Origin of the sequence: Rhizomicrobium sp. (genome assembly GCA_037200985.1) — a bacterium.
Taxonomy (GTDB): domain Bacteria; phylum Pseudomonadota; class Alphaproteobacteria; order Micropepsales; family Micropepsaceae; genus Rhizomicrobium.
The window spans coordinates 2,203,288-2,222,289 of the sequence record JBBCGJ010000001.1; the positions used below are offsets into that span (position 1 = coordinate 2,203,288).

At 67.6% G+C, this 19,002-nt stretch carries 18 protein-coding genes; 12 read left to right on the plus strand and 6 right to left on the minus strand.

From position 1 onward, the window contains the following. Positions 1 to 80: 80 nt before the first annotated feature. From WDN01_10720 to WDN01_10760, 9 genes are all read left to right on the plus strand, one after another. The gene (locus WDN01_10720) at positions 81 to 767 is read left to right on the plus strand and encodes a VOC family protein (GenBank protein MEJ0026490.1); all 687 of its coding nucleotides are present in this window, start codon (positions 81 to 83) and stop codon (positions 765 to 767) included. A gap of 26 nt (positions 768 to 793) precedes the next feature. Further along, positions 794 to 1,669 carry a Kdo hydroxylase family protein gene (locus WDN01_10725; GenBank protein ID MEJ0026491.1) on the plus strand — a complete coding sequence of 292 codons (876 nt, stop codon included), beginning with the start codon at positions 794 to 796 and terminating at the stop codon, positions 1,667 to 1,669. Between the two features lie 105 nt (positions 1,670 to 1,774). Further along, positions 1,775 to 2,929 (plus strand): MlaE family lipid ABC transporter permease subunit, encoded by a 1,155-nt coding sequence (locus tag WDN01_10730; GenBank protein ID MEJ0026492.1) that lies wholly within the window; start codon positions 1,775 to 1,777, stop codon positions 2,927 to 2,929. Positions 2,930 to 2,931: 2 nt separating this feature from the next. Then, positions 2,932 to 3,699, plus strand: a complete 768-nt coding sequence (locus WDN01_10735) for an ABC transporter ATP-binding protein (protein ID MEJ0026493.1) — start codon at positions 2,932 to 2,934, stop codon at positions 3,697 to 3,699. 13 nt (positions 3,700 to 3,712) lie between these two features. Continuing rightward, the gene (locus tag WDN01_10740; GenBank protein ID MEJ0026494.1) at positions 3,713 to 4,588 is read left to right on the plus strand and encodes an MlaD family protein; all 876 of its coding nucleotides are present in this window, start codon (positions 3,713 to 3,715) and stop codon (positions 4,586 to 4,588) included. Next, positions 4,585 to 5,223, plus strand: a complete 639-nt coding sequence (locus WDN01_10745) for an ABC-type transport auxiliary lipoprotein family protein (protein ID MEJ0026495.1) — start codon at positions 4,585 to 4,587, stop codon at positions 5,221 to 5,223. Before WDN01_10740 ends, WDN01_10745 begins: the two co-directional genes overlap by 4 nt. 92 nt (positions 5,224 to 5,315) lie before the next feature. Beyond that, positions 5,316 to 5,495 carry a DUF1328 domain-containing protein gene (locus WDN01_10750; GenBank protein MEJ0026496.1) on the plus strand — a complete coding sequence of 60 codons (180 nt, stop codon included), beginning with the start codon at positions 5,316 to 5,318 and terminating at the stop codon, positions 5,493 to 5,495. Between the two features lie 6 nt (positions 5,496 to 5,501). After that, the gene (locus tag WDN01_10755) at positions 5,502 to 6,497 is read left to right on the plus strand and encodes an alpha/beta fold hydrolase (protein MEJ0026497.1); all 996 of its coding nucleotides are present in this window, start codon (positions 5,502 to 5,504) and stop codon (positions 6,495 to 6,497) included. Then, entirely contained in the window at positions 6,497 to 7,651 is a 1,155-nt protein-coding gene (locus WDN01_10760; protein MEJ0026498.1) for a phosphatidylinositol-specific phospholipase C1-like protein, read from the plus strand. The genes WDN01_10755 and WDN01_10760 overlap by 1 nt, the downstream gene beginning before the upstream one ends. Here the strand turns inward: WDN01_10760 and WDN01_10765 are convergent. From WDN01_10765 to WDN01_10775, 3 genes are read right to left on the minus strand one after another with little or no spacing between them, the layout of a single operon-like run. Then, entirely contained in the window at positions 7,638 to 8,333 is a 696-nt protein-coding gene (locus WDN01_10765) for a DUF72 domain-containing protein (protein ID MEJ0026499.1), read from the minus strand. The genes WDN01_10760 and WDN01_10765 overlap by 14 nt on opposite strands. Then, positions 8,299 to 8,829 carry a mismatch-specific DNA-glycosylase gene (locus WDN01_10770; GenBank protein ID MEJ0026500.1) on the minus strand — a complete coding sequence of 177 codons (531 nt, stop codon included), beginning with the start codon at positions 8,827 to 8,829 and terminating at the stop codon, positions 8,299 to 8,301. Before WDN01_10770 ends, WDN01_10765 begins: the two co-directional genes overlap by 35 nt. Beyond that, positions 8,822 to 9,772, minus strand: coding sequence for a phytanoyl-CoA dioxygenase family protein (locus WDN01_10775; GenBank protein ID MEJ0026501.1), 951 nt, complete (start codon positions 9,770 to 9,772; stop codon positions 8,822 to 8,824). The genes WDN01_10770 and WDN01_10775 overlap by 8 nt, the downstream gene beginning before the upstream one ends. A 90-nt stretch (positions 9,773 to 9,862) precedes the next feature. Here WDN01_10775 and WDN01_10780 point away from each other — a divergent pair, with 90 nt between their 5' ends. Further along, a complete protein-coding gene (locus WDN01_10780; protein MEJ0026502.1) occupies positions 9,863 to 11,767 on the plus strand; it encodes a hypothetical protein in 1,905 nt (634 codons plus the stop codon). Positions 11,768 to 11,901: 134 nt separating this feature from the next. Here the strand turns inward: WDN01_10780 and WDN01_10785 are convergent, their stop codons facing one another. Continuing rightward, on the minus strand, positions 11,902 to 12,291 hold the full coding sequence (locus tag WDN01_10785; GenBank protein ID MEJ0026503.1) for a DUF6481 family protein: 390 nt from the start codon (positions 12,289 to 12,291) through the stop codon (positions 11,902 to 11,904). Between the two features lie 116 nt (positions 12,292 to 12,407). Here WDN01_10785 and WDN01_10790 point away from each other — a divergent pair, with 116 nt between their 5' ends. Together WDN01_10790 and WDN01_10795 are read left to right on the plus strand one after the other, a co-directional pair. Further along, complete coding sequence (locus tag WDN01_10790; protein MEJ0026504.1) at positions 12,408 to 14,216, plus strand: ATP-binding cassette domain-containing protein; 1,809 nt, start codon at positions 12,408 to 12,410, stop codon at positions 14,214 to 14,216. A 99-nt stretch (positions 14,217 to 14,315) separates the two neighbouring features. Beyond that, on the plus strand, positions 14,316 to 14,663 hold the full coding sequence (locus tag WDN01_10795) for a hypothetical protein (GenBank protein ID MEJ0026505.1): 348 nt from the start codon (positions 14,316 to 14,318) through the stop codon (positions 14,661 to 14,663). A gap of 54 nt (positions 14,664 to 14,717) precedes the next feature. On the opposite strand, the gene WDN01_10800 is transcribed toward WDN01_10795, so the two are convergent. Beyond that, a complete protein-coding gene (locus tag WDN01_10800; GenBank protein ID MEJ0026506.1) occupies positions 14,718 to 17,273 on the minus strand; it encodes a DUF3857 domain-containing transglutaminase family protein in 2,556 nt (851 codons plus the stop codon). A gap of 102 nt (positions 17,274 to 17,375) precedes the next feature. After that, complete coding sequence (locus tag WDN01_10805) at positions 17,376 to 18,965, minus strand: arylsulfatase (protein MEJ0026507.1); 1,590 nt, start codon at positions 18,963 to 18,965, stop codon at positions 17,376 to 17,378. Between the last annotated feature and the right edge of the window lie 37 nt (positions 18,966 to 19,002).

Here is a 19,002-nt window from a genome sequence, read left to right on the forward strand (position 1 = left end):
ATAATCGCGCCTGATGCAGTTGGGAGTATGGGTGGCCGACACAAGGCCGGCCATGACGGTGTCAGGATGGTAAATACCCCATGAACCTCTCCAAACCCCGCGTCGATATCGGGCTCAACACCAACCGCCTCCCGGAAATGCTCGCCTTCTGGCAAAGCGAGATGGGCGCGCCGTTCGACCATCTGCTGCCGATCCGCAAGGGCCAGGCGCAGCACCGCCACGACCTCAAGGGCTCGGTCCTCAAGATCAACCATTTCGCCGATCCGCTGCCGCGCGCCGCGCCCACCGGCTATGCCGAGATCCTCGTCGCGCGGCCCGGCGTCAGGGACATCCAGGTTCGGCACGATCCGGACGGCACGCTGGCCTGCCTCGTTCCGCCCGGCACGCTCGGCATCGAGCAGGTGGGCATCAAGCTCAAGGTCCGCGATCTCGAAGCGCATCGGCGCTTCTACCGCGAGGCGCTGGGCCTCTCCGAGGTGCCGCACGCCCATGGCGCGTCGTTCCAGGCCGGCGAGACCCTCGTCCTTCTCGAAGAATCCGACGATGCGCCGGACGACGCGGCGTTCCAGGGCCCCGGCTTCCGCTACATCACCTTCCAGGTCCACAAATGCGACGAAGAGCACGCCCATGTTCTCAGCCATGGCGGTCGCGAAGCGATGAAACCCACGACGCTGGGCACCACCGCACGCATCTCCATGGTGCGCGATCCGGACGGCAACTGGATCGAACTCAGCCAGCGCGCGTCGATCACCGGCTCGCTGGAGTAGGCCTGCCGCCTTTGCTACAAGGCGCCATGGAACCGATCTCGACCTTCGACATCGCCCGCTGGAGCGGGCCGTTCGACGAGGCGACGCGCGCCGCCGCGCAGGATGCGCTCGAAAGCGGCCAGGTGCTCTATTTCCCGAAGCTTCCCTTCACCGTCGGCAACAGCGAGAACACGCTGCTGACCGATGCCCTCTCCAACGGCCGCGCCAAGAACATCAGCCGCGATCCCGACGGCACCGTGCAGGGCGATGCGGGCTCGGCCGAGGACCGCGCCGCCCTGTCGGCGATGATGGGCCGCTTCGCCGCGCAGGCGCGTGCGCTCGTGCTGTCGCTGTTCCCCGGCTATGAAGCCACCATCGAACAGGCGCGCACGAGCTATCGACCCGTCGAGATCGCGGGCCGCACCTATTCGCCGCTGAGCGACGACAAGCGGCTGCATGTCGACGCTTTCCCGACCCGGCCGCAGCGCGGCCGGCGCATCCTGCGGGTGTTCTCCAACATCCATCCGATGGGCGGCGCCCGCGTCTGGCATGTCGGCGAAAAGTTCGAGGACGTCGCGAGGAAATACGCCGCCGCGGCGCGCAAGCCCTTGCCCCTGGAGCCCTGGCTGTTCGAGCTGCTGGGCGTCACGCGCGGGCGGCGCAGCGCCTATGACTATCTGATGCTCGGTCTGCATGACGGCGCCAAGCTGGACCCCGACTATCAGAAGAACGCGCCGCAGGTGGAGTTCGCCTTTCCCGCCGGCACGAGCTGGATGTGCTTCACCGACCAGGCGATGCACGCCGCGCTGTCCGGCCAGTTCGCCCTGGAGCAGACCTTCCACCTCCCCATCGCGGCCCTGGCCCACCCCGAACGCGCGCCGCTCAAGGTGCTGGAGCGCATGACGGGTCGCGCGCTGGTATGAGTTCTCCCCGACTTGCGTCCGCGAGTTCCCACCCGCCGCCTTTGCTTTTCCCGCCGCCCGTGTAGCATGGCCACATAGTCCGTCCCCGGTTAGAGTTCCGTCCCAATGAGCACCGCCCTCGACGCCACCGACGCGCGTGCCCGATTCCGCATGGAGCGGAAGCCGCGGCTGCTGCGCCTCGTCGCCGAGGGCGTGTGGACCACCCGCGACGCCGCCCGGCTCGACGGCCAGCTGCGCGGCATCGACCTGGGCGATGCGACCGAAGCGGAGATCGACGGCTCGGCCCTGGAACGGATCGACAGCGCCGGCGCCTGGCTCCTGGTGCGGACCAAGCGCGAATGGGAGGACCGCGGCAAGCGCGTCGCGCCCATCAAGATCCCGACCATGTACGACACGCTGCTGCACGCGGTCGAGCACGAGCACACCGCCCCGCCCGTCGTCATCCACAACCGGCACACCTTCCTTGCCTTCGTCACCCGGGTCGGCATGGCGACGGTGGGCGGCCTCAAGCAGGGCATGGGCATCCTGGGCTATATCGGCCGCGTCACGGTCGAGGTCAGCGAGGCGATCTATCACCCGCGCGGCAATCTGCGCGTCGCGGCCCTGGTGCACCAGATCGAGGAGACCGGCCTCAACGCGCTTCCCATCGTGGGGCTGCTGTCCTTCCTGATCGGCGTGGTGCTCGCCTATCAGGGCGCCGACCAGCTCAAGCGCTTCGGCGCCGAGGTCTTCACCATCAACCTGCTGGGCGTCGGCCTTCTGCGCGAGCTGGGCGGTCTCGTCACCGCGATCATCGTCGCCGGCCGGTCCGGCTCGGCCTTCACGGCCCAGATCGGTACCATGCGCGTCAACGAAGAGATCGACGCGATGCAGACCATCGGCATCAACACGGTGGACGCCCTCGTCCTGCCGCGCGTCATCGGCCTCGTCATCGCGCTCCCCTTCCTCACCCTCTACGCCGACATCATGGGCATGATCGGCGGCGCCGTGATGTGCTATTTCGATCTCGGCATCACCATCCCGGTGTTCATGCGCCAGCTCCAGGAAGCCATCAGCGTCAATACCTTCCTGGTCGGCATGATCAAGGCGCCGGTCTTCGCCTTCATCATCGCCCTCGTCGGCTGCTTCGAGGGCCTGCAGGTCGAGCGCAACGCCGCCAGCGTCGGCAAGCTCACCACCCGTTCGGTGGTCGAATCCATCTTCCTGGTGATCGTGATCGACGCGGGCTTCTCGATCATGTTCTCCATATTGGGGATATGACGATGCCCGGGGGGAGCGAAAAGGACGTCGTCATCAAGGTCCGCGGCCTCGTCAACGGCTTCGGCCGCCAGCTCCTGCACGACCATATCGACCTCGACGTCTATCGCGGCGAGATCTTGGGCGTGGTCGGCGGCTCGGGCACCGGCAAATCGGTGTTGCTGCGCTCCATCATCGGCCTCAACCAGATCCGCGAGGGCACTGTCGAGGTGTTCGGCCGCAATACCGAACATTTGAGCGAGACGGAGTGGCGCGAGATCGAGATGCGCTGGGGCGTCCTGTTCCAGGAGGGCGCGCTGTTCTCCTCCCAGACCATCGCGGAGAACATCCAGGTTCCGTTGCGCGAATACACCGATATGAGCCAGGAGCTGATGAACGAGATCGCTTCGATGAAGCTTTCCCTGGTGGGCCTGTCGGAAGACACCGCGCCCAAGCATCCGTCCGAGCTCTCCGGCGGCATGAAGAAGCGCGCCGGGCTGGCGCGCGCGCTGGCGCTCGATCCGGAGATCGTGTTCCTCGACGAGCCGACCGCCGGCCTCGACCCGATCTCGGCCAACATGTTCGACGAGCTGGTCAAGGACCTGCAGCGGAGCCTGAACTTGACCGTGTTCATGGTGACCCACGATCTCGACACGCTGCGCGCCACGACCGACCGCATCGCGGTCCTGGTGGACAAGAAGATCGTGGTGGGCACGATCGAGGAATTGCGCAAGAACCCGCATCCGTGGATCCAGGAATATTTCTCCGGCCCGCGCGGCCGGGCGGCGGCCTAAGGGGGGCGCGAAGATGGAAACCAAGGCCAACTACGTCGCCGTCGGCGCCTTCGTGCTGGCCTGCATGCTGGCGCTGGTCGTCACCGTGCTGTGGCTCGCGGGCGTGCAGTACAGCCAGGAATACGTCTACTACACCACCAAGTTCACCGGCTCGGTCACCGGCCTCGGCAAGGGCACCGTGGTCCGCTACAACGGCATCGAGGTCGGCCGCGTCGACAGCCTCGACTTCGCGCCCAACGATCCCTCCAGCGTCATCGCGACCCTGCAGATCCGCCCCGATCTCGCCATCTACAACGACGCCAAGGCCTCGATCGCCAGCCAGGGGCTGACCGGCGGCTCCTATGTCGAGATCATCGGCGGCAAGAAGCGCGCCGAGGCCGACAAGCTGCCCCAGACCACGCGCAAGCCCTATCCGCAGATCGTGTCCCAGCCCTCGGTCTGGGCGACGCTGCAGGAGAGCGCGCCGCAGGTGGTCGACAAGGTCAACCGGATCGCCGACAAGCTGAACAACATCCTGAGCGAGAAGAACCAGAAGGCGATCGCCGACGTCCTCGCGAACCTCGACACGCTCACCACGACGCTGGCCGCACACAAGGGCGACATCGAGGCGACTCTGCGCAACACCAACGAGGCGACGCACAACTTCGCCATCGCCAGCCGCGACCTGCACCCCACCCTGCTGCAGGCGAATGCCACGCTGCAGAAGCTCGACAAGCTGTCGGCCGACGCCGACGCGGTCGTGACCGGCGACGGGGTGGCGCAGCTGTCCGCGCTGATCGCCGATTCGCGGCGCCTGGTGGGCAGCCTCACCAAGCTCAGCGACGAACTCAACCGCGAGCCGACGCGCGTGATCTTCGGCGACAGGCGCAAGGGATACACACCGAAATGACCAAGCTCCTTCTCGACCGCCGCGCGCTGCTCGCAACCGGCGTCGCCTCGTTGGCGCTGTCGGCCTGCAGCAGCGTGATCGGCCCGCCCGAGGCGCCGCCGATCTATCTCCTGCGGCCGCCCGTGCCGCCTGCCGACGGGGGGCCGCGCGTCGCCTGGCAGATGTCGATCGTCCTGCCGGACGCGCCGGACAGCCTGGACACCACCCGCATCGCGCTGGAGCAGCCCGACGGCACGATGGACTACTACGCCAACTCCACCTGGGCGGATCGCCTCTCCCTCCTGGTGCAGAGCGCGCTGCTCGATGCCTTCCAGTCGAGCAACCGCATCGTCGCCGTCGGCCGCGACACGGACGGGCTGAAATCGGACTACCTGCTGCAGACCGACATCCGCGACTTCGAGGCGATCTACGAGGCGGCCGACACGGCGCCGAACGTGGTAGTGCGCATCCAGACCAGGCTCGTCGCGGCGCGCAGCCGCGCGATCGCGCGATCCCTGGAGGCGCGGGCGGAAGTGCCGGCGGCCGCCAACACGGTTCCGGCCGTTGTGGCCGCCATGAACAAGGCCCTGGGCGACACGATGAGCCAGATCGTCGGCTGGGCCCTCGAAGCGCCGGTCCCGGCGAAGGAATCGTAAGGTCCCCTCGGCGGTTGCCCGGGCGCTAGCAATGCGGAACCTTCGGGTTCCCGCGCCGTTTCATCATCGCGATCCTTTCCGGGAGTACATCGATGCTGCGGTGGGCGGTTCTCTTTCTGGTGATCGGCCTGGTGGCCGGCATCCTTGGCTTCGGCGGCATCGCGGGCGCGTCCTTTGCGATCGCCAAGACCCTGTTCTTCGTCTTCATGCTGATCTTCCTGGTCCTGCTGATCGCGGGGCTTACGGTGGGACGCCGCGTTACGGGCGGTTAGCCGCCCATGGGGGAAGTCTTTCGCTTCGGCTTCGAACTGTCGGCGCCGGAGGAACGTCCCAGCGCCGCCGATGCGCGCTGGTCGTTCTACGCGCTCGATCCGGCGGACCGCGTGCGGATCGGGACCTTCGCCGCTTCGGACGGCGATGCCGTGCCCTACCGGCTGTGGCAGGCGGCCGCGCCCGCCCGCGGCCTCGTCCTTCTCCTGCACGGCGCCAGCGACTATTCCGGCGCCTTCGACGAGATCGGCCCGCGCTTCGCCGCGCGCGGCCTGACCGCGCTCGCCATCGACCAGCGCGGCTTCGGCGCGACCGCGACGCGCGGCACCTGGCGCGGCAAGAACCGCATGATCCGCGACGCGCTCGAGTCCATTCTCTATCTGCGCGCGCGCTATGGCGCGGCCCTGCCCGTCTTCATCGTCGGCGAGAGCATGGGGGCGGCGCTGGCCGTTCATGCCGCCGCGCGCGCGCCCGATCTGGACCTGGCGGGCATCGTGCTGGCGGCGCCCGGCGCGATCTCGGGCGCCTGGCGGCGCCTGTTCGGCTCGACGCTGATGCGGATCTTCCGCTTCTTCGCGCCGCGGTCCGGCATCGTCATCGAGCGCATCAGCGGCTGGGAGTTCACGCCGGGTGCGGCGATCCGTCTTCTCGGCGATCCGATGGTGCTGCGCCGCATCCGCCCCGCCATCCTGTTCGGCCTGTTCAAGCTCGCGCGCAGCGCCGTCGACGAGGCCGAGCACGTCCGCATTCCGGCGCTGACCATGATCGGCTCGGGCGAGGACGTGGTGCGCGAGGCCTGCATCGCGCGCCTGCACCGCAATCTTGCGGGCGAGAAGGACTGGGCGTATTTCAAGGGCGGCCCGCACCTGCTGCTGCACTGGAAGCACAACGACCGCGTTCTGGGCAGGGTGTTTTCCTGGATGGAGGCGCGACTGGCGGGCGACGCGGCGCCGTATAAGATCGGGGCCGGCGCGACTCGCGCCGCATCCTCCGGGAGCCATTGATGCGGATACTGATCGGTGCGGCGGCGGCGCTTCTGCTCTCGGCGGCGCCGGCGCTGGCGGCCTGCGACCTCGCGGCGCCGGATGCCAAGGCGGCCGGGCCGGACTGCGCGCGCGCCTGGATGGACAAGAACCTGCGCCTCAACGACATCCTGACCGTCGGCACGCACAACAGCTACAAGGCGGCGATTCCCGACCGGCTCATGGGCCTGATCCGCTTCGGCTCGAAGAAGGCGGCGCGCGAGCTCGACTATTCGCACCTGCCCCTGGGCCAGCAGCTCGACGACGGCGCCCGCGCCCTCGAGATCGACGTGGTCTACGATCCGCAAGGCGGGCTTTACGACAATCCGGCCGGCGCGGCGATGACGGGCGAAGACCTTCCGCCCGACTTCAAGGCCACGATGAGCAAGCCCGGGTTCAAGGTGCTGCACGTCCAGGACATCGATTTCCACACCGTCTGCCCGACTTTCGTCGCCTGCCTGACCGACCTCAAGACGTGGTCGGCGGCGCACCCCGATCACGTTCCGATCCTCGTCACGCTGAACGCCAAGGACGACGAGATCGCGATGCCGGGCTCGGTCACGCCGCTCAAATTCGACACCGCCGCCTTCGATGCGCTGGACGCGGAAATCCTGTCGGTCTTCTCACGCGACCAGCTCGTGACGCCCGATCAGGTGCAGGGCTCGGCGCCGACCTTGCGCGACGCGGTGCTGGCCAATGGCTGGCCGACGCTGGGCGAGTCGCGCGGCAAATTCATCTTCGCGCTCGACGAGGAGGGCGACAAGGTCGCGGCCTATATCGGCGGGCGCAAATCGCTCGAAGGCCGCGTGATGTTCGTCAACGCGAAGGAGGATTCGCCGGCCGCCGCCTATCTCACGCTGAACGAGACGGCCGATCAGCCCCGCATCGCGGCCGACGTCCAGAAGGGCTTCCTGGTGCGCACCCGCGCCGACGCCGACACCGAAGAGGCCCGCGCCAACGACACCAGCCGCCGCGACAAGGCCCTGACGTCGGGCGCGCAATATGTCTCGACCGACTATATGCGTCCCGATACGCGTTTCGGCACGTACCAGACGCGCATGCCCGACGGCGTCATCGCGGCGTGCAATCCGGTGCGGGCCCGCGAGCGCTGCGCCGGCCTGCCTATCGAGCCGTAAGCTCGCGCAGCGCCAGCGCGTTCGCGGTGGCGTGACCGAGCGCGGTGTTGTCGAAGATGCACCAGGCCTTCGCCGGCAGCCGCGCCGCCAGTGCCTCGAGCCGCGCCGGCGCGTAATCCGAATAATAGACGCGCGGCGATCCGTGCCAGCGGTAATAGGCGAAGCTCGTATCGCCGCCGGGCTCGGCGGCTTGCGGGACGCGCGCCGGATCGGCCGCGGCGCGGGCGACGTGCCAGCCTTTCAGCAGCGCATCGGCCGCCGGCGTGAACCAGCTCGGATGGCGGGGCTCGCACACCGCCCGGCCGGCGAAGCGTTCCCGCAGGACCGCGAAGAAATCCGTATGCGGATCGAAGGCGAGGCTCGGCGGCAATTGCACCAGCAGCGGCCCGAGCCTGGGCCCCAGCGCGCCGCACTGGTCCAGGAACGCGCCCAGCGGCGCGGCGCAATCGGCGAGCCGGCGCTCATGCGTGATCGCCCGTGGCACCTTCACCGCGAAGCGGAAATCGCCGGGCACCGATGTCGCCCAGCGCGCATAGGTCGACGGCCGATGCGGCCGATAGAAGGAGGAATTGATCTCCACCGCGTTCAGCCGCGTGGCGTAGCGCGCCAATATGGACGGGCCGTCGCCGAAGCGCGCGCGCTCGGCCTCAGGCAGCGCCCATCCCGCCGTTCCGATGTGCAAGGACATCCCTGGCAAGCGCATGCCACACGCTTTCGTTCCACGCATTCTGCGCCGCCGGCGACGGCGAGGGCAGGATCCAGATCGCGGTGTCGCCCAGCGTTTCGGGCTGCTTGCCGTGTTTGGCCTTGGACCTGAGGAAACGGCGGCCGCCGGCCAGGCTGGTGAAGGCGAGCAGTTTCGGCTTCACCGCGATGATGCGCGTGCGCAGATCGTCGAGCGCGACCGCGCCCAGGCTGCCTTTCGGCAACTGGTGGTCCATGCCGGAGACATGCTTGGCGATATCGGTGGCGCCGATGCCGAAACGCGGCAGCAGCGCGTATTCGTGGGGGCTAAGAAGCCGCGGCGTCAGCCCCGTCGCGTGCAGTATGCGCCAGAACCTGTTCTGCGGATGGGCATAGTACTGTCTGCGCGCGGCCGACATCCGGCCTGCGGCGGTGCCGCAGAACACCACCGTCAGCCCGGGCTCCAGGACGTCGGGAAGGACCGGCTCAGGCAACCTTGGCGGCCAGCGCCTCGCGCCACGGCGTCAGATCCCAATTGGGATAGCGCGTCTGCGCCCGCGCCAGCGTCGTTTCGGTCCAGAACGGATCGCCGGGACGCTTGACGCCGAAACAGGCGAGCTGGTCGACCGACGCGTGGTCGAAGATCTTGTGCCAGGGCTTGATGTGATGGAACGGCCAGGCGGTGAAATCGATCGAATCGTCGCCCGCCTTCTTGAAGCAGGTCATCAGCGCATAGCGGTGGCCCTGCGGCGCAGTCAGGTTGGTGCCGCGGTGATAGATGTCGATCGTGTAGGGAATGGCGGTGCCCGCCGTCGACGCGCTCGACCGCGCGTAACGCGACAGACCCTCCTGCAGCGCCGCCTGGTGCTCCGGGTCGTAGTCGAGCGAGGCCTCCGGCCCCGCCACCTTCTCCGCGTCGGGGCGCGTGATGTAGTGCATCGGCCCGTGATCGTCGGGCACGTCGCTGAAATAGCAGAGAATGGTGACCGAATTCTTCGCCGCATCTTCCGACGGCACGGTCAGCGTGTGGTTGGAGAAATCGGTGTGGAAAGGCTGGTCGTAATCGGCATCGCCGGTGAACTTCGCCCAGGACTGGCACTGATAGCAGCGCACCTCGTCGGTCTTCAGCGCCTCTTTGGCGAAGGCGATCAGCGCCGGATGCACGCCGATCAGGTTCAGCGCCGGCGAGCAGTCGATCGGCACGGGCTGGATGTCCTTGAACTGCGCCGGGTGGAAACGGCCGATCTGGCCCTCGCCCTTCTTGTTCAGCTCCTCGCCCTCGTGCTCCGGACGGCCGAACACTGCTTCGAAATCGGCCTGCACCGCGGCCACTTCCTCCGGCGTGAAGAAATCGGCGATCACCACCGCGCCGTCGCGGCGCCACGCCCCCAGATGTTCCTCGCGGAACCTGGCATTCGTTCCCTTGTATGCAGACATCGTACTTTCCAACCGCTTCCCTGCCCTATATGAACACGCAGCAACGGACCTGCAACAGTCGCTGGAGCGACGGCAGGCCCTGGGGGATATATGAGCACACGTGCGACCGTGGCCGAAAGGCTACGCTACGAATTCGACAAGTCGATGGCCGCCGGACCGATCGCGGTGATCGGCTGGCTGGCGGTCGTCTCCTTCGTGATGATCGCCTTCGCCGGCCTGGTGCTGACGATCACGCACTTCTCGCAGGAAGGCGGCCAGCCGCTCAATTTCGTCGAGGCGTTCTGGGAATCGCTGATGCGCACCCTGGATTCCGGCACGATGGGCGGCGACACCGGCTGGGGCTTCCGTATCGTCATGTTGGGCGTGACGCTGACCGGCATTTTCGTGGTCTCGACCCTGATCGGCGTGATCAGCTCGGGCGTCGACGGCAAGCTGGACGAGCTGCGCAAGGGCCGTTCGAAGGTACTGGAGGACGACCATACCGTCATCCTCAACTGGTCGGCGTCGATCTTCGACATCATTTCCGAACTGGTCGTCGCCAACCAGAGCCGCCGGCGCGGCCGCATCGTCATCATGGCCGACAAGGACAAGGTCGAGATGGAGGACGCCATCGCCGACAAGGTCCCGGACCTCAAGAACACCCGCGTGATCTGCCGCAGCGGCGATCCGACGGACCTCTACGATCTCGGCATCGTCAGCCCGGAAGGCTCGCGCTCGATCATCGTGCTGTCGCCCGAGGGCGAGGATGCCGACAGCCAGGTCGTCAAGACGGTGCTGGCGCTGGTCAACGATCCGCGCCGGCGCGAGGCGCGCTACCGCATCGCCGCCGAGGTGCGCGACGAGAAAACCATCGAGCTGGCCCGCGTGGTCGGCGGCGACGAGGTGCAGCTCGTGCTGGCCGACGACCTGATCTCCAAGATCGTGGTGCATTCCAGCCGTCAATCCGGGCTTTCGGCGGTGTATTCCGAGCTGCTCGATTTCGACGGCTGCGAGATCTACACCGCGCCGCAGCCGGCGCTGACCGGAAAGACCTTCGCACAGGCGGTGATGGCCTATGACAGCTGCACGCTGATCGGCATCTGCCGTGCCGACGGCACCGTCCAGCTCAATCCGCCGATGGACACGGTGCTCGAAGCCGACATGCGTGCGATCGTCATCGCGGAGGACGATTCGGCGATCGCGCTCGCCGCCGCGCCGCCCGCGATCGACGAAGCGGCGTTCGCGATCTACGCGCCGGTGCAAAAGAAAGCAGAGCGCTCGCTGATCCTCGGCTGGAATCGGCGCGGGCCGGCCATCGCGTTCGAGCTGTCGCGCTATGTCGCGCCCGGCTCGGTGCTGACCGTGGTCGCCGACACGCCGGATTTCGAGGCGGAGATCGCGGCGCTGAAGCTCGCGGGCGACAACCTGACGGTCGAACACCACGTCGCCGCCACCGATCACCGGGCCGTGCTCGATGCGCTGGACATACCGGCTTACGACCACGTGATGGTGCTGGGCTACACCGACAATATGCCGTCGCAGGCCGCCGACACGCGCACCCTGGTCACGTTGCTGCATCTGCGCAAGATCGCGGAGAAGGCGAACAAGCATTCCACCGTGGTCAGCGAGATGGCGGATGTGCGCAACCGCGAGCTTGCGGAAGTCACCCGCGCCGACGACTTCGTGGTCAGCAACAAGCTGGTCAGCCTGATGCTGGCCCAGGCTTCGGAGAACGAGCACCTGGCGGCGATCTTCGACGACCTCCTGGACGAGGAAGGCTCGGAAATCTACATGCGCGCCGCCGCCGACTATGTGTCGCTCGACCGACCCGTGAACTTCCACACCATCGCCGAGGCGGCCCGCCGGCGCGGCGAGGTCGCCATCGGCTACCGCCGCTCGCGCAGCGGCGCGAGCGACGACGGCCGCAACATGGGCGGCGTGCTGGTGAACCCGCTGCGGTCCGAGATGCTCAGCTACGAACCGGCGGACCGGATTATCGTGTTGGCGGAAGATTGAGCGCGGCCGCAGCCAATAGGTGTCGTCCGCCGCGACTGCGGCGAACCCTGGGAAATCCTGCGCCGCCGCGGCAAACGTCGACTGGGTGCCTCGCATTCGCGGGGCATGACGCCGTTTTTGAAATCGGCGATCTACTAGCGCTTGCCCTTTTGCCGGGTCTTGCGCGCCGCGTAGCGGGCGTCGCGGGCGGCCTTCTGCTCTTCGAGCAGGCGCACCAGCTTGTCGGCTTCCTCGCGCTTGGCGCGCTCGCGCGCCTCGGCTTCCAGTCGCACCGCTTCGAGCTTGGTGGCTTCCTCCGCCGCCTTGCGCTCGGCTTCGCGGCGCAGCTCCTCGGCCTTCTCGGCGGCGCGGGCGGCGATGCGGGCCTCGCGCTCCTGCGCGATGCGCAGCCGCTCGGCCTGGCGCTTCTCGAATTCGGGGTCGTTCTGCGGCGCCTTGGCGCGCGCCCGTTCCAAGAGGGCCGCCTTCGCCTTCGCCTGTTCCTGAAGCCGGTCGCTGAAGCCCTTTTCCTTGAAACCACGCATGCCGCTCAACCTTATGATCCTTTCATGGGGAAGGACGGGAAACTGATCGCAATGACGGCGTTTTTCAAGCCCTGAAATGCCGTGCAGAACCGCTAAAATGTTGACATAAGGCGCCGATGGCCGCGCCCATTCTCAGCCTGCAAGACATTCACGTGACATTCGGCAACTCCGCCATTCTGGACGGGGCCGAGCTTTCGGTCGCGCCGGGCGAGCGGTTGTGCCTCGTCGGCCGCAACGGTTCGGGCAAGTCCACCCTGCTCAAGATCGCCGCCGGGCTGATGGAGGCCGATGACGGCACGCGTTTTGTGCAGCCCGGATCGACCGTCCGCTACCTCGCCCAGGAGCCGAGCCTGGCGGGCTTTTCCGACACCCATGCCTATGTCGAGGCCGGACTGATGCCGGGCGACGACCCGGCGCGCGCCTTTTACCTGCTCGGAAAGCTGGGGCTTTCGGGGGCGGAACGGCCCGAGGAACTTTCCGGCGGCGAGGCCCGCCGCGCCGCGCTGGCCCGCACCCTTGCCCCGAAACCGGACATCCTTTTGCTCGACGAGCCGACCAACCATCTCGACCTGCCGGCGATCGAATGGCTGGAGGGCGAGCTGACCGCGCTCAAATCGGCGCTGGTGCTCATCAGCCACGACCGGCGGTTCCTGGAGAACCTGTCGCGCGCCACCGTGTGGCTGGACCGCGGGGTGACGCGCCGGCTGGAGAAGAGCTTCGCCGCCTTCGAGCCCTGGCGCGACGAGGTGCTGGCCCAGGAAGAGATCGAGCGCCACAAGCTCGACCGCAAGATCGCCATGGAAGAAGACTGGATGCGCTATGGCGTCACCGCCCGGCGCAAGCGCAACCAGGGCCGCCTGGGCAAGCTGCGCGCCCTGCGCACCGGCCGGCGCGAGCAGATCCAGGTCACCGGCAGCGTCAAGATGACGGTCGCGGAAGGCGAAGAGGGCGGCACCCGCGTCATCGACGCCAAGAGGATCTCCAAGAGCTTCGGCGACAAGGCCGTCGTGCGCGACGTCTCGGTGCGCATCCACCGCGGCGAGCGCGTCGGCATCGTCGGACCCAACGGCGCCGGCAAGACCACGCTGGTCAACCTCCTCACGGGACAGCTCGCGCCCGACGGCGGCAACGTCAAGATCGGCATCGCGGTGAAGATGGCCCGGCTCGACCAGACGCGGGTCGTGCTCGCGCCCGACGACACGCTGGCCAACGTGCTGACCGGCGGACGCGGCGATCACATCGAGGTCGCCGGCCAGATGCGCCACGTCACCGCTTACATGAAGGACTTCCTGTTCGCCGCCGCCCAGGCCCGATCGCCGGTGAAGGTGCTGTCGGGCGGCGAGCGCGCGCGGCTGCTGCTCGCCAAGGTGCTGGCGCAGCCCTCGAACCTCCTGGTGCTGGACGAGCCGACCAACGATCTCGATCTGGAGACGCTCGATCTTCTGGAGGAGATGATCGACGACTATCCGGGGACCGCGATCCTGGTCAGCCACGACCGCGATTTCCTCGACCGCGTCGCGACCTCGATCCTGATGGCCGAGGGCGACGGAAGCTTCGTGCAATATGCCGGCGGCTACAGCGACATGCTCGCCCAACGCGGCCGCGGCGTCGAAGCGAAGGCGGAAGCCAGATCGGCGAAAGCCGCCGAGGCGAGGGAGCGTCCGCGCATCGCCGCGCCGCCCAAGCGCAAGATGAATTTCACCGACAAGCACGATCTGGAAAAATTGCCCGGCCGCCTCGCCGCGCTGGAAAAGCGCATCGGCGAATTGCAGACCAGGCTCTCGACGCCCGACGTCTACGCGCGCGATCCCACGGCGTTCGCCGCGCTCTCGGCCGAACTCGCGCAGACCCAGCACGATCTCGCCGCCGGCGAGGAACGCTGGCTCGAACTGGAGATGCTGCGCGAGGAAATCGAACGAGGCTGAGTTTCAGCGGGCCATAACTTTCCAACCCGTAAACGCCGCGCGGAACGGTAAGACATCGTTAGGGGAAAATACGCAGTCCACCCTAAGCAGACGCTACGAATGGCGCGCGCCATGCGTTGTCTGCACTGTGACCTCGCATCGTTGCGGACACGGAACATGTTTGGCTTCATTCCTCGCGCGCTTCTCACTCTCGGTTTCGTCTGGGTAATGTTTCCGCATCAGCCCGATCTCGGCTTCGGCCGTCCCACGACGATCGCGACCGCGATCTCCGATACGTCCGCCAAGGCCTGCGCGTCGAACTGCGCGGCGCTCGGCGCGGCGATCGGCACCGTCGCCAGCATCGAGAACTCGCACAACGCACTGCTCGACACCATCGCGCGCGTGCGCAGCGATCTCCGCGCCAACGGAACGCAAATTGGGGCGCTCTCCCGCAACGGAGCACCCTGAAAGGCACCCGTCTCGGCGAGTCTCCCGAGGCGGGTGTTGTTCTGCGCCGAAGTCTCAGAACAGTCCCAACGCCTTCCACGGTCCGGCGGCCAGCGCCGGCACCAGCACAACGACCCAGGCAACCAATCCGCCCGCCGCCGCCGCGCCGGTCAGATCGGTGACGCGCGAATTGGCGCGCAGGATCTCGGCGGCGTTCAGCCGGTTCACCGCGACGACGATCGGCAGCATCCAGACGAAGGACAGCGCGTTCAGGACGATCGCCAGCGCGGCATAGCGCGGATCGGCGCCCAGGACCCCGCAGAGCAGAACCCAGGCCGGACAGGCGAATGCCGCGGCGATCGCCACGATCCGCAGCGGCATCGCCACGCGGCCGCGCGCATCCACGGCGCGGAACAAGGCATAGAGCCAGAACACGCCGAACACCGCGCGCCAGAACGGCTGGATCAGCGGCTGACCGTGCCGCCGCTGCCAGCGCCAGCTTTTCCATAGCCAGAACGCGGCATAGAGGCCTGCCGTGGCCAGGCCCATGAGCAGAAACTTCGCCGGGTGGACGGGAAAGAAAAATCCGTCATCGGCATGGGCGTCGTCGGCGCGCAGCCCGTGCCGCACCGCGAACGCCGTCGCAGCCAGGAGCGCCGCCGTCACGAGCAGCACCAGCAGGGTCAGCACGAAGGCGCGCCACCACGTCCCGGTCTCGTCGCCGATCGTGCCGCCCGCCATGGACGTCAGGTCGAGATTCCACCGATTGCTGTTGCTTGCGGCGTCGGCGTCGTTCGCGGCGCCCGGCACCGCCGGGGCCTTCAGCACGTCGTCGTCGCGGCCGGCGAGCCGGTAGTCGAGCGTCAGCGTGTCGCCGCTGCGCGTCACGTTCAGCGCGTAGCGGAACGCCGCGCCGTCGATGGCTGCCGCCGGCGGCGCCGGCGGACGACGACCCGGCGTCACGAGAACGACGGTGTGTTCCTTGTTGACCGCGGACGGGAGCTGGTAGGGCGTGGTCCGCGCGCCGCTCGGCACCTTGTCATAGGCGTCGAGGCTCGAAGCCTTCACCGGAAAACTGCGCAGCAGCTTGCCGCGCCGAAGATCGTCCGGCGGCAGGCGATAGGCCTCCACCGTGACGAGCCGGTTCGCGTCGCGGTCGTCGGCGACCGCCAGCGGCTTCTCGCGCACCAGCCCCGGATACATCCCGACGTAGAAATTCAAATAATTGCTGTCCGTTTTCGCCAGCGACTTGTTGGCGAGATCGTTGCGCATCGAATCCGCCTGCGCGCCGGTATAGGTCGTCACCACGCCCAGCCTCAGCGCCGGGCGCGATCCCTGCGACAGCTCATAGCGCTCCACCGTGCGATAGTTCGGCGCCGCCAGATGCGGCTTCGGCATGTGTTCGAGGCTCGTCTGGCCCGGCGCGATCGGGAGCGCCCAGCCATAATCGACCGGCGCCAGATCGGGGAACCGTCCGCCGGCATGCGCGCTCGTGGGATCGATCCAATACGACCGTCCCCCGAGCCTGACCTCCACGATGGCGTGATCGTAGATGTTCGCCGCCGGCGCCATCTGCGGCAGCACGGGACCGGTCTTGGTGTCGGTGAGCGCGACATAGGCCTCGACGCCGAGGCGGCGCAGCATCGCGACCAAAAGCGCGGACTTGTCCTTGCAATCGCCGTAGCCGGACCGGAACGTTTCTGCCGGACTGCGCGGCCGGAAAGAATTGTTGCCGATCGAAAGGCTGACATAGCGCAGATCGTCCTCGACCAGCCGCACCGCCTCGGTGATGCGGTCGCCGGGTTTCGGGTATTTGCGCGCGATGGCGTCGACCCGCGCCGCGAGCTCAGCCGGCAAAGCGCCCGCCGCGTAGCGCGGCATCGCCCAGTCCACCACCTGGCCCCAGGAGGTGAAGCTCGACAGCGAAATCGAACCCCAGGTCGGATACCAGTCGGGCGTGCCGTCCTCGCCGGCAACCGGCTCGCCATCGACGCTGCGCCACTCATAGGATACCAGCGTGCCGTCATGCGCGAGCACCGGCTTCAACGCCGTCTTGCGGTTTCGGATCGTCAGCGGCCGGGCCGCCGGCCACAGCACGCGGTAGCGCATCATCTCCAGGGGCACCGACCATTCGGTCTTGAAGCTGGCGAAGAACTGATCGGGCCAGAACGGCAGGCGCGACTCCCAGCTATAGGAGACGTCGACGATATCGCCGACCTCGACGTCGTCGATCTCGACATGAACCGTCTTCACCCCGTCGAAAATGCCGCTGTCGGAATCGGATTCGCGCTCCATCAAGCGGACATTCGCGCCGGGCAGGCGGTCATAGGCCTTGCCGCCGCGCAGGACGCGCAGCCGGTTCAGCACGACATGGTCGAAGGCCGGATCGTAGTCGATGTCGACCCGCGCCGCCTGTTCCAGCCCGTTGCGGTCGGTGACGAGATAGACGCTGCGGCTGAAGAAGGTCTCGTGCGCGCCGTCCGGCCGGACCTGGGTGTCGGACAAGAGATCGTAGACGCCGTTCGCCACTTGGCGCATGCGCGCGGCCCGCGGCTGCGGGACGGGCAGATCCTGAACCCAGCGCGCGGCCGGCCCGCGCCCGACCTCATCGTCGGCCGCAGCCGCGGACACAAATTGGCTCGCGGCAGCCAGCGCGAGCACCAACAACCGGAAAACAAACCTCACGAATGCCCTATGATCGACAGCCCCGTGCGAGTGTAGCGCGATTGCGCCTCACGTCGCCACGTTGACGATCAGCACGCCGGTTTCTTCGACATAGCGATCCCAATCGGCGACCAGTCCCGCCAGACGCTCCGGCTCGGCCTCCGCCAGGTCGTTCGTCTCGCCGGGGTCGCGCGAGAGATTGTAGAGCTGCCAGCGCCCCGGTCCGTCGGGCGGCGGCAACAGAAGCGCCTTCCAGTCGCCGCGGCGGATGGCGCAGCGCCCGAACAATTCCCAGCCCGTGGCGACCGCATCGGTGTGCACGCTGTCCACCGCGCCGCGCAGATAAGGCGCCAGCGAGCGCCCGCGCATCTCCACGACATCGCGGCCCCGCCAGCGGCGGCCGGGATGCTCCACGCCCGCCAGGTCGAGCAGCGTCGGCGCGACGTCCATCGCGGTGGCGAAGGTCTCGCTGATCGCGCCTTGCCGTTCGAACGGCTTGCCGGCGAGGAACGCCACGACGCGGATGCCGCCTTCGGAGGTGTGCGTCTTGTACAGCCGCGACGGCGCCGTCGCCGCCTGGGCCCAGCGCGGGCCGTACCAGACATAGGAGTTCGGCCGGCCGATATTCTCCAGCCGGTTGTCGTAGTGCTGGGCGATGAATTCCATGAGATAGGGCCCGAACACCGGCACGGCCTCGATCAGCGCGCCCTCGGCGCCATTGTCCGACAGGAACAGGATCACCGTGTCGTCGAAATCCCCCCGCGCCTTCAGATGTTCGACCAGCCGCCCGACATTCCAGTCGATGCGCTCCACCATCGCGGCGTAGACTTCCATCGTGCGCGCCGAGACCGCGCGCTCTTCGGCGTTCAACTCGTCCCATGGCTTGGACCGCGCCACGACGGGATGGGGAACGACGTCCGGCGCGCACAGGCCGAGCTCGATCAGCCGCTTCAGCCGCGCGGCGCGCAGCGCATCCGGTCCGGCATCGTAGCGGCCGCGATATTTGGCGATCAGATCGTCCGGCGCCTGCAGCGGCCAATGCGGCGCGGAAAAAGCAAGATAGGCGAAGAACGGCGCCCCGTCCTTCGGGCGCTCGTCCAGATAAGAGATCAGCTTGTCGGTGAACCCGTCCGAAGTATAGAAATCCTCGGGCAGGCCGACGAATTTGTCGTCCTCGGTGTAGAGTGTGTCCTGGCGGCGAAAGCCCGTCCCGGCCTTGGGCGACGACGCATAGTGATTGGCCGCGCCGGGCAGCAGCGCGAAGGATCGCTCGAAGCCGCGCGCATGCGGCGAGGTCTCCAGCGTCATCCCGAGATGCCATTTGCCCGACATGAAGGTGCGATAGCCGCTCTCGCGCAGCAGCTCCGTCACCGTCACGACGCGGCTGTTGAGATAGCCCTCATAGCCCGGCTGGCCACGCTGCGATTTGGCTGCGACCTCGTCCAGCGTGCCCAGGCCCGCGATGTGATGGTCGGTGCCGGTCAGCAGCATGGCGCGCGTCGGCGAACAGGCCGGCGCGGTGTGGAAGTCGGTGAAGCGCAGGCCGGCAAGCGCCAGCGCGTCGAGATGGGGCGTCGAAATCTCGCCGCCGAACGCGCCCAGATCGGAAAACCCGAGATCGTCGGCGACGATGACGAGGAAGTTCGGCCGTCGCGACATGGACGCAACCTTTCGGAAAATCGGCGAATAGGAATCG

What these genes read in the sequence shown, in the direction of transcription:
- WDN01_10720 (MEJ0026490.1), top strand. Translation starts at nt 81, where the DNA reads ATGAACCTCTCCAAACCCCGCGTCGATATCGGGCTCAACACCAACCGC.
- WDN01_10725 (MEJ0026491.1), top strand. Translation starts at nt 794, where the DNA reads ATGGAACCGATCTCGACCTTCGACATCGCCCGCTGGAGCGGGCCGTTC.
- WDN01_10730 (MEJ0026492.1), top strand. Translation starts at nt 1,775, where the DNA reads ATGAGCACCGCCCTCGACGCCACCGACGCGCGTGCCCGATTCCGCATG.
- WDN01_10735 (MEJ0026493.1), top strand. Translation starts at nt 2,932, where the DNA reads ATGCCCGGGGGGAGCGAAAAGGACGTCGTCATCAAGGTCCGCGGCCTC.
- WDN01_10740 (MEJ0026494.1), top strand. Translation starts at nt 3,713, where the DNA reads ATGGAAACCAAGGCCAACTACGTCGCCGTCGGCGCCTTCGTGCTGGCC.
- WDN01_10745 (MEJ0026495.1), top strand. Translation starts at nt 4,585, where the DNA reads ATGACCAAGCTCCTTCTCGACCGCCGCGCGCTGCTCGCAACCGGCGTC.
- WDN01_10750 (MEJ0026496.1), top strand. Translation starts at nt 5,316, where the DNA reads ATGCTGCGGTGGGCGGTTCTCTTTCTGGTGATCGGCCTGGTGGCCGGC.
- WDN01_10755 (MEJ0026497.1), top strand. Translation starts at nt 5,502, where the DNA reads ATGGGGGAAGTCTTTCGCTTCGGCTTCGAACTGTCGGCGCCGGAGGAA.
- WDN01_10760 (MEJ0026498.1), top strand. Translation starts at nt 6,497, where the DNA reads ATGCGGATACTGATCGGTGCGGCGGCGGCGCTTCTGCTCTCGGCGGCG.
- WDN01_10775 (MEJ0026501.1), bottom strand. Translation starts at nt 9,772, where the DNA reads ATGTCTGCATACAAGGGAACGAATGCCAGGTTCCGCGAGGAACATCTG.
- WDN01_10780 (MEJ0026502.1), top strand. Translation starts at nt 9,863, where the DNA reads ATGAGCACACGTGCGACCGTGGCCGAAAGGCTACGCTACGAATTCGAC.
- WDN01_10785 (MEJ0026503.1), bottom strand. Translation starts at nt 12,291, where the DNA reads ATGCGTGGTTTCAAGGAAAAGGGCTTCAGCGACCGGCTTCAGGAACAG.
- WDN01_10790 (MEJ0026504.1), top strand. Translation starts at nt 12,408, where the DNA reads ATGGCCGCGCCCATTCTCAGCCTGCAAGACATTCACGTGACATTCGGC.
- WDN01_10795 (MEJ0026505.1), top strand. Translation starts at nt 14,316, where the DNA reads ATGGCGCGCGCCATGCGTTGTCTGCACTGTGACCTCGCATCGTTGCGG.
- WDN01_10805 (MEJ0026507.1), bottom strand. Translation starts at nt 18,965, where the DNA reads ATGTCGCGACGGCCGAACTTCCTCGTCATCGTCGCCGACGATCTCGGG.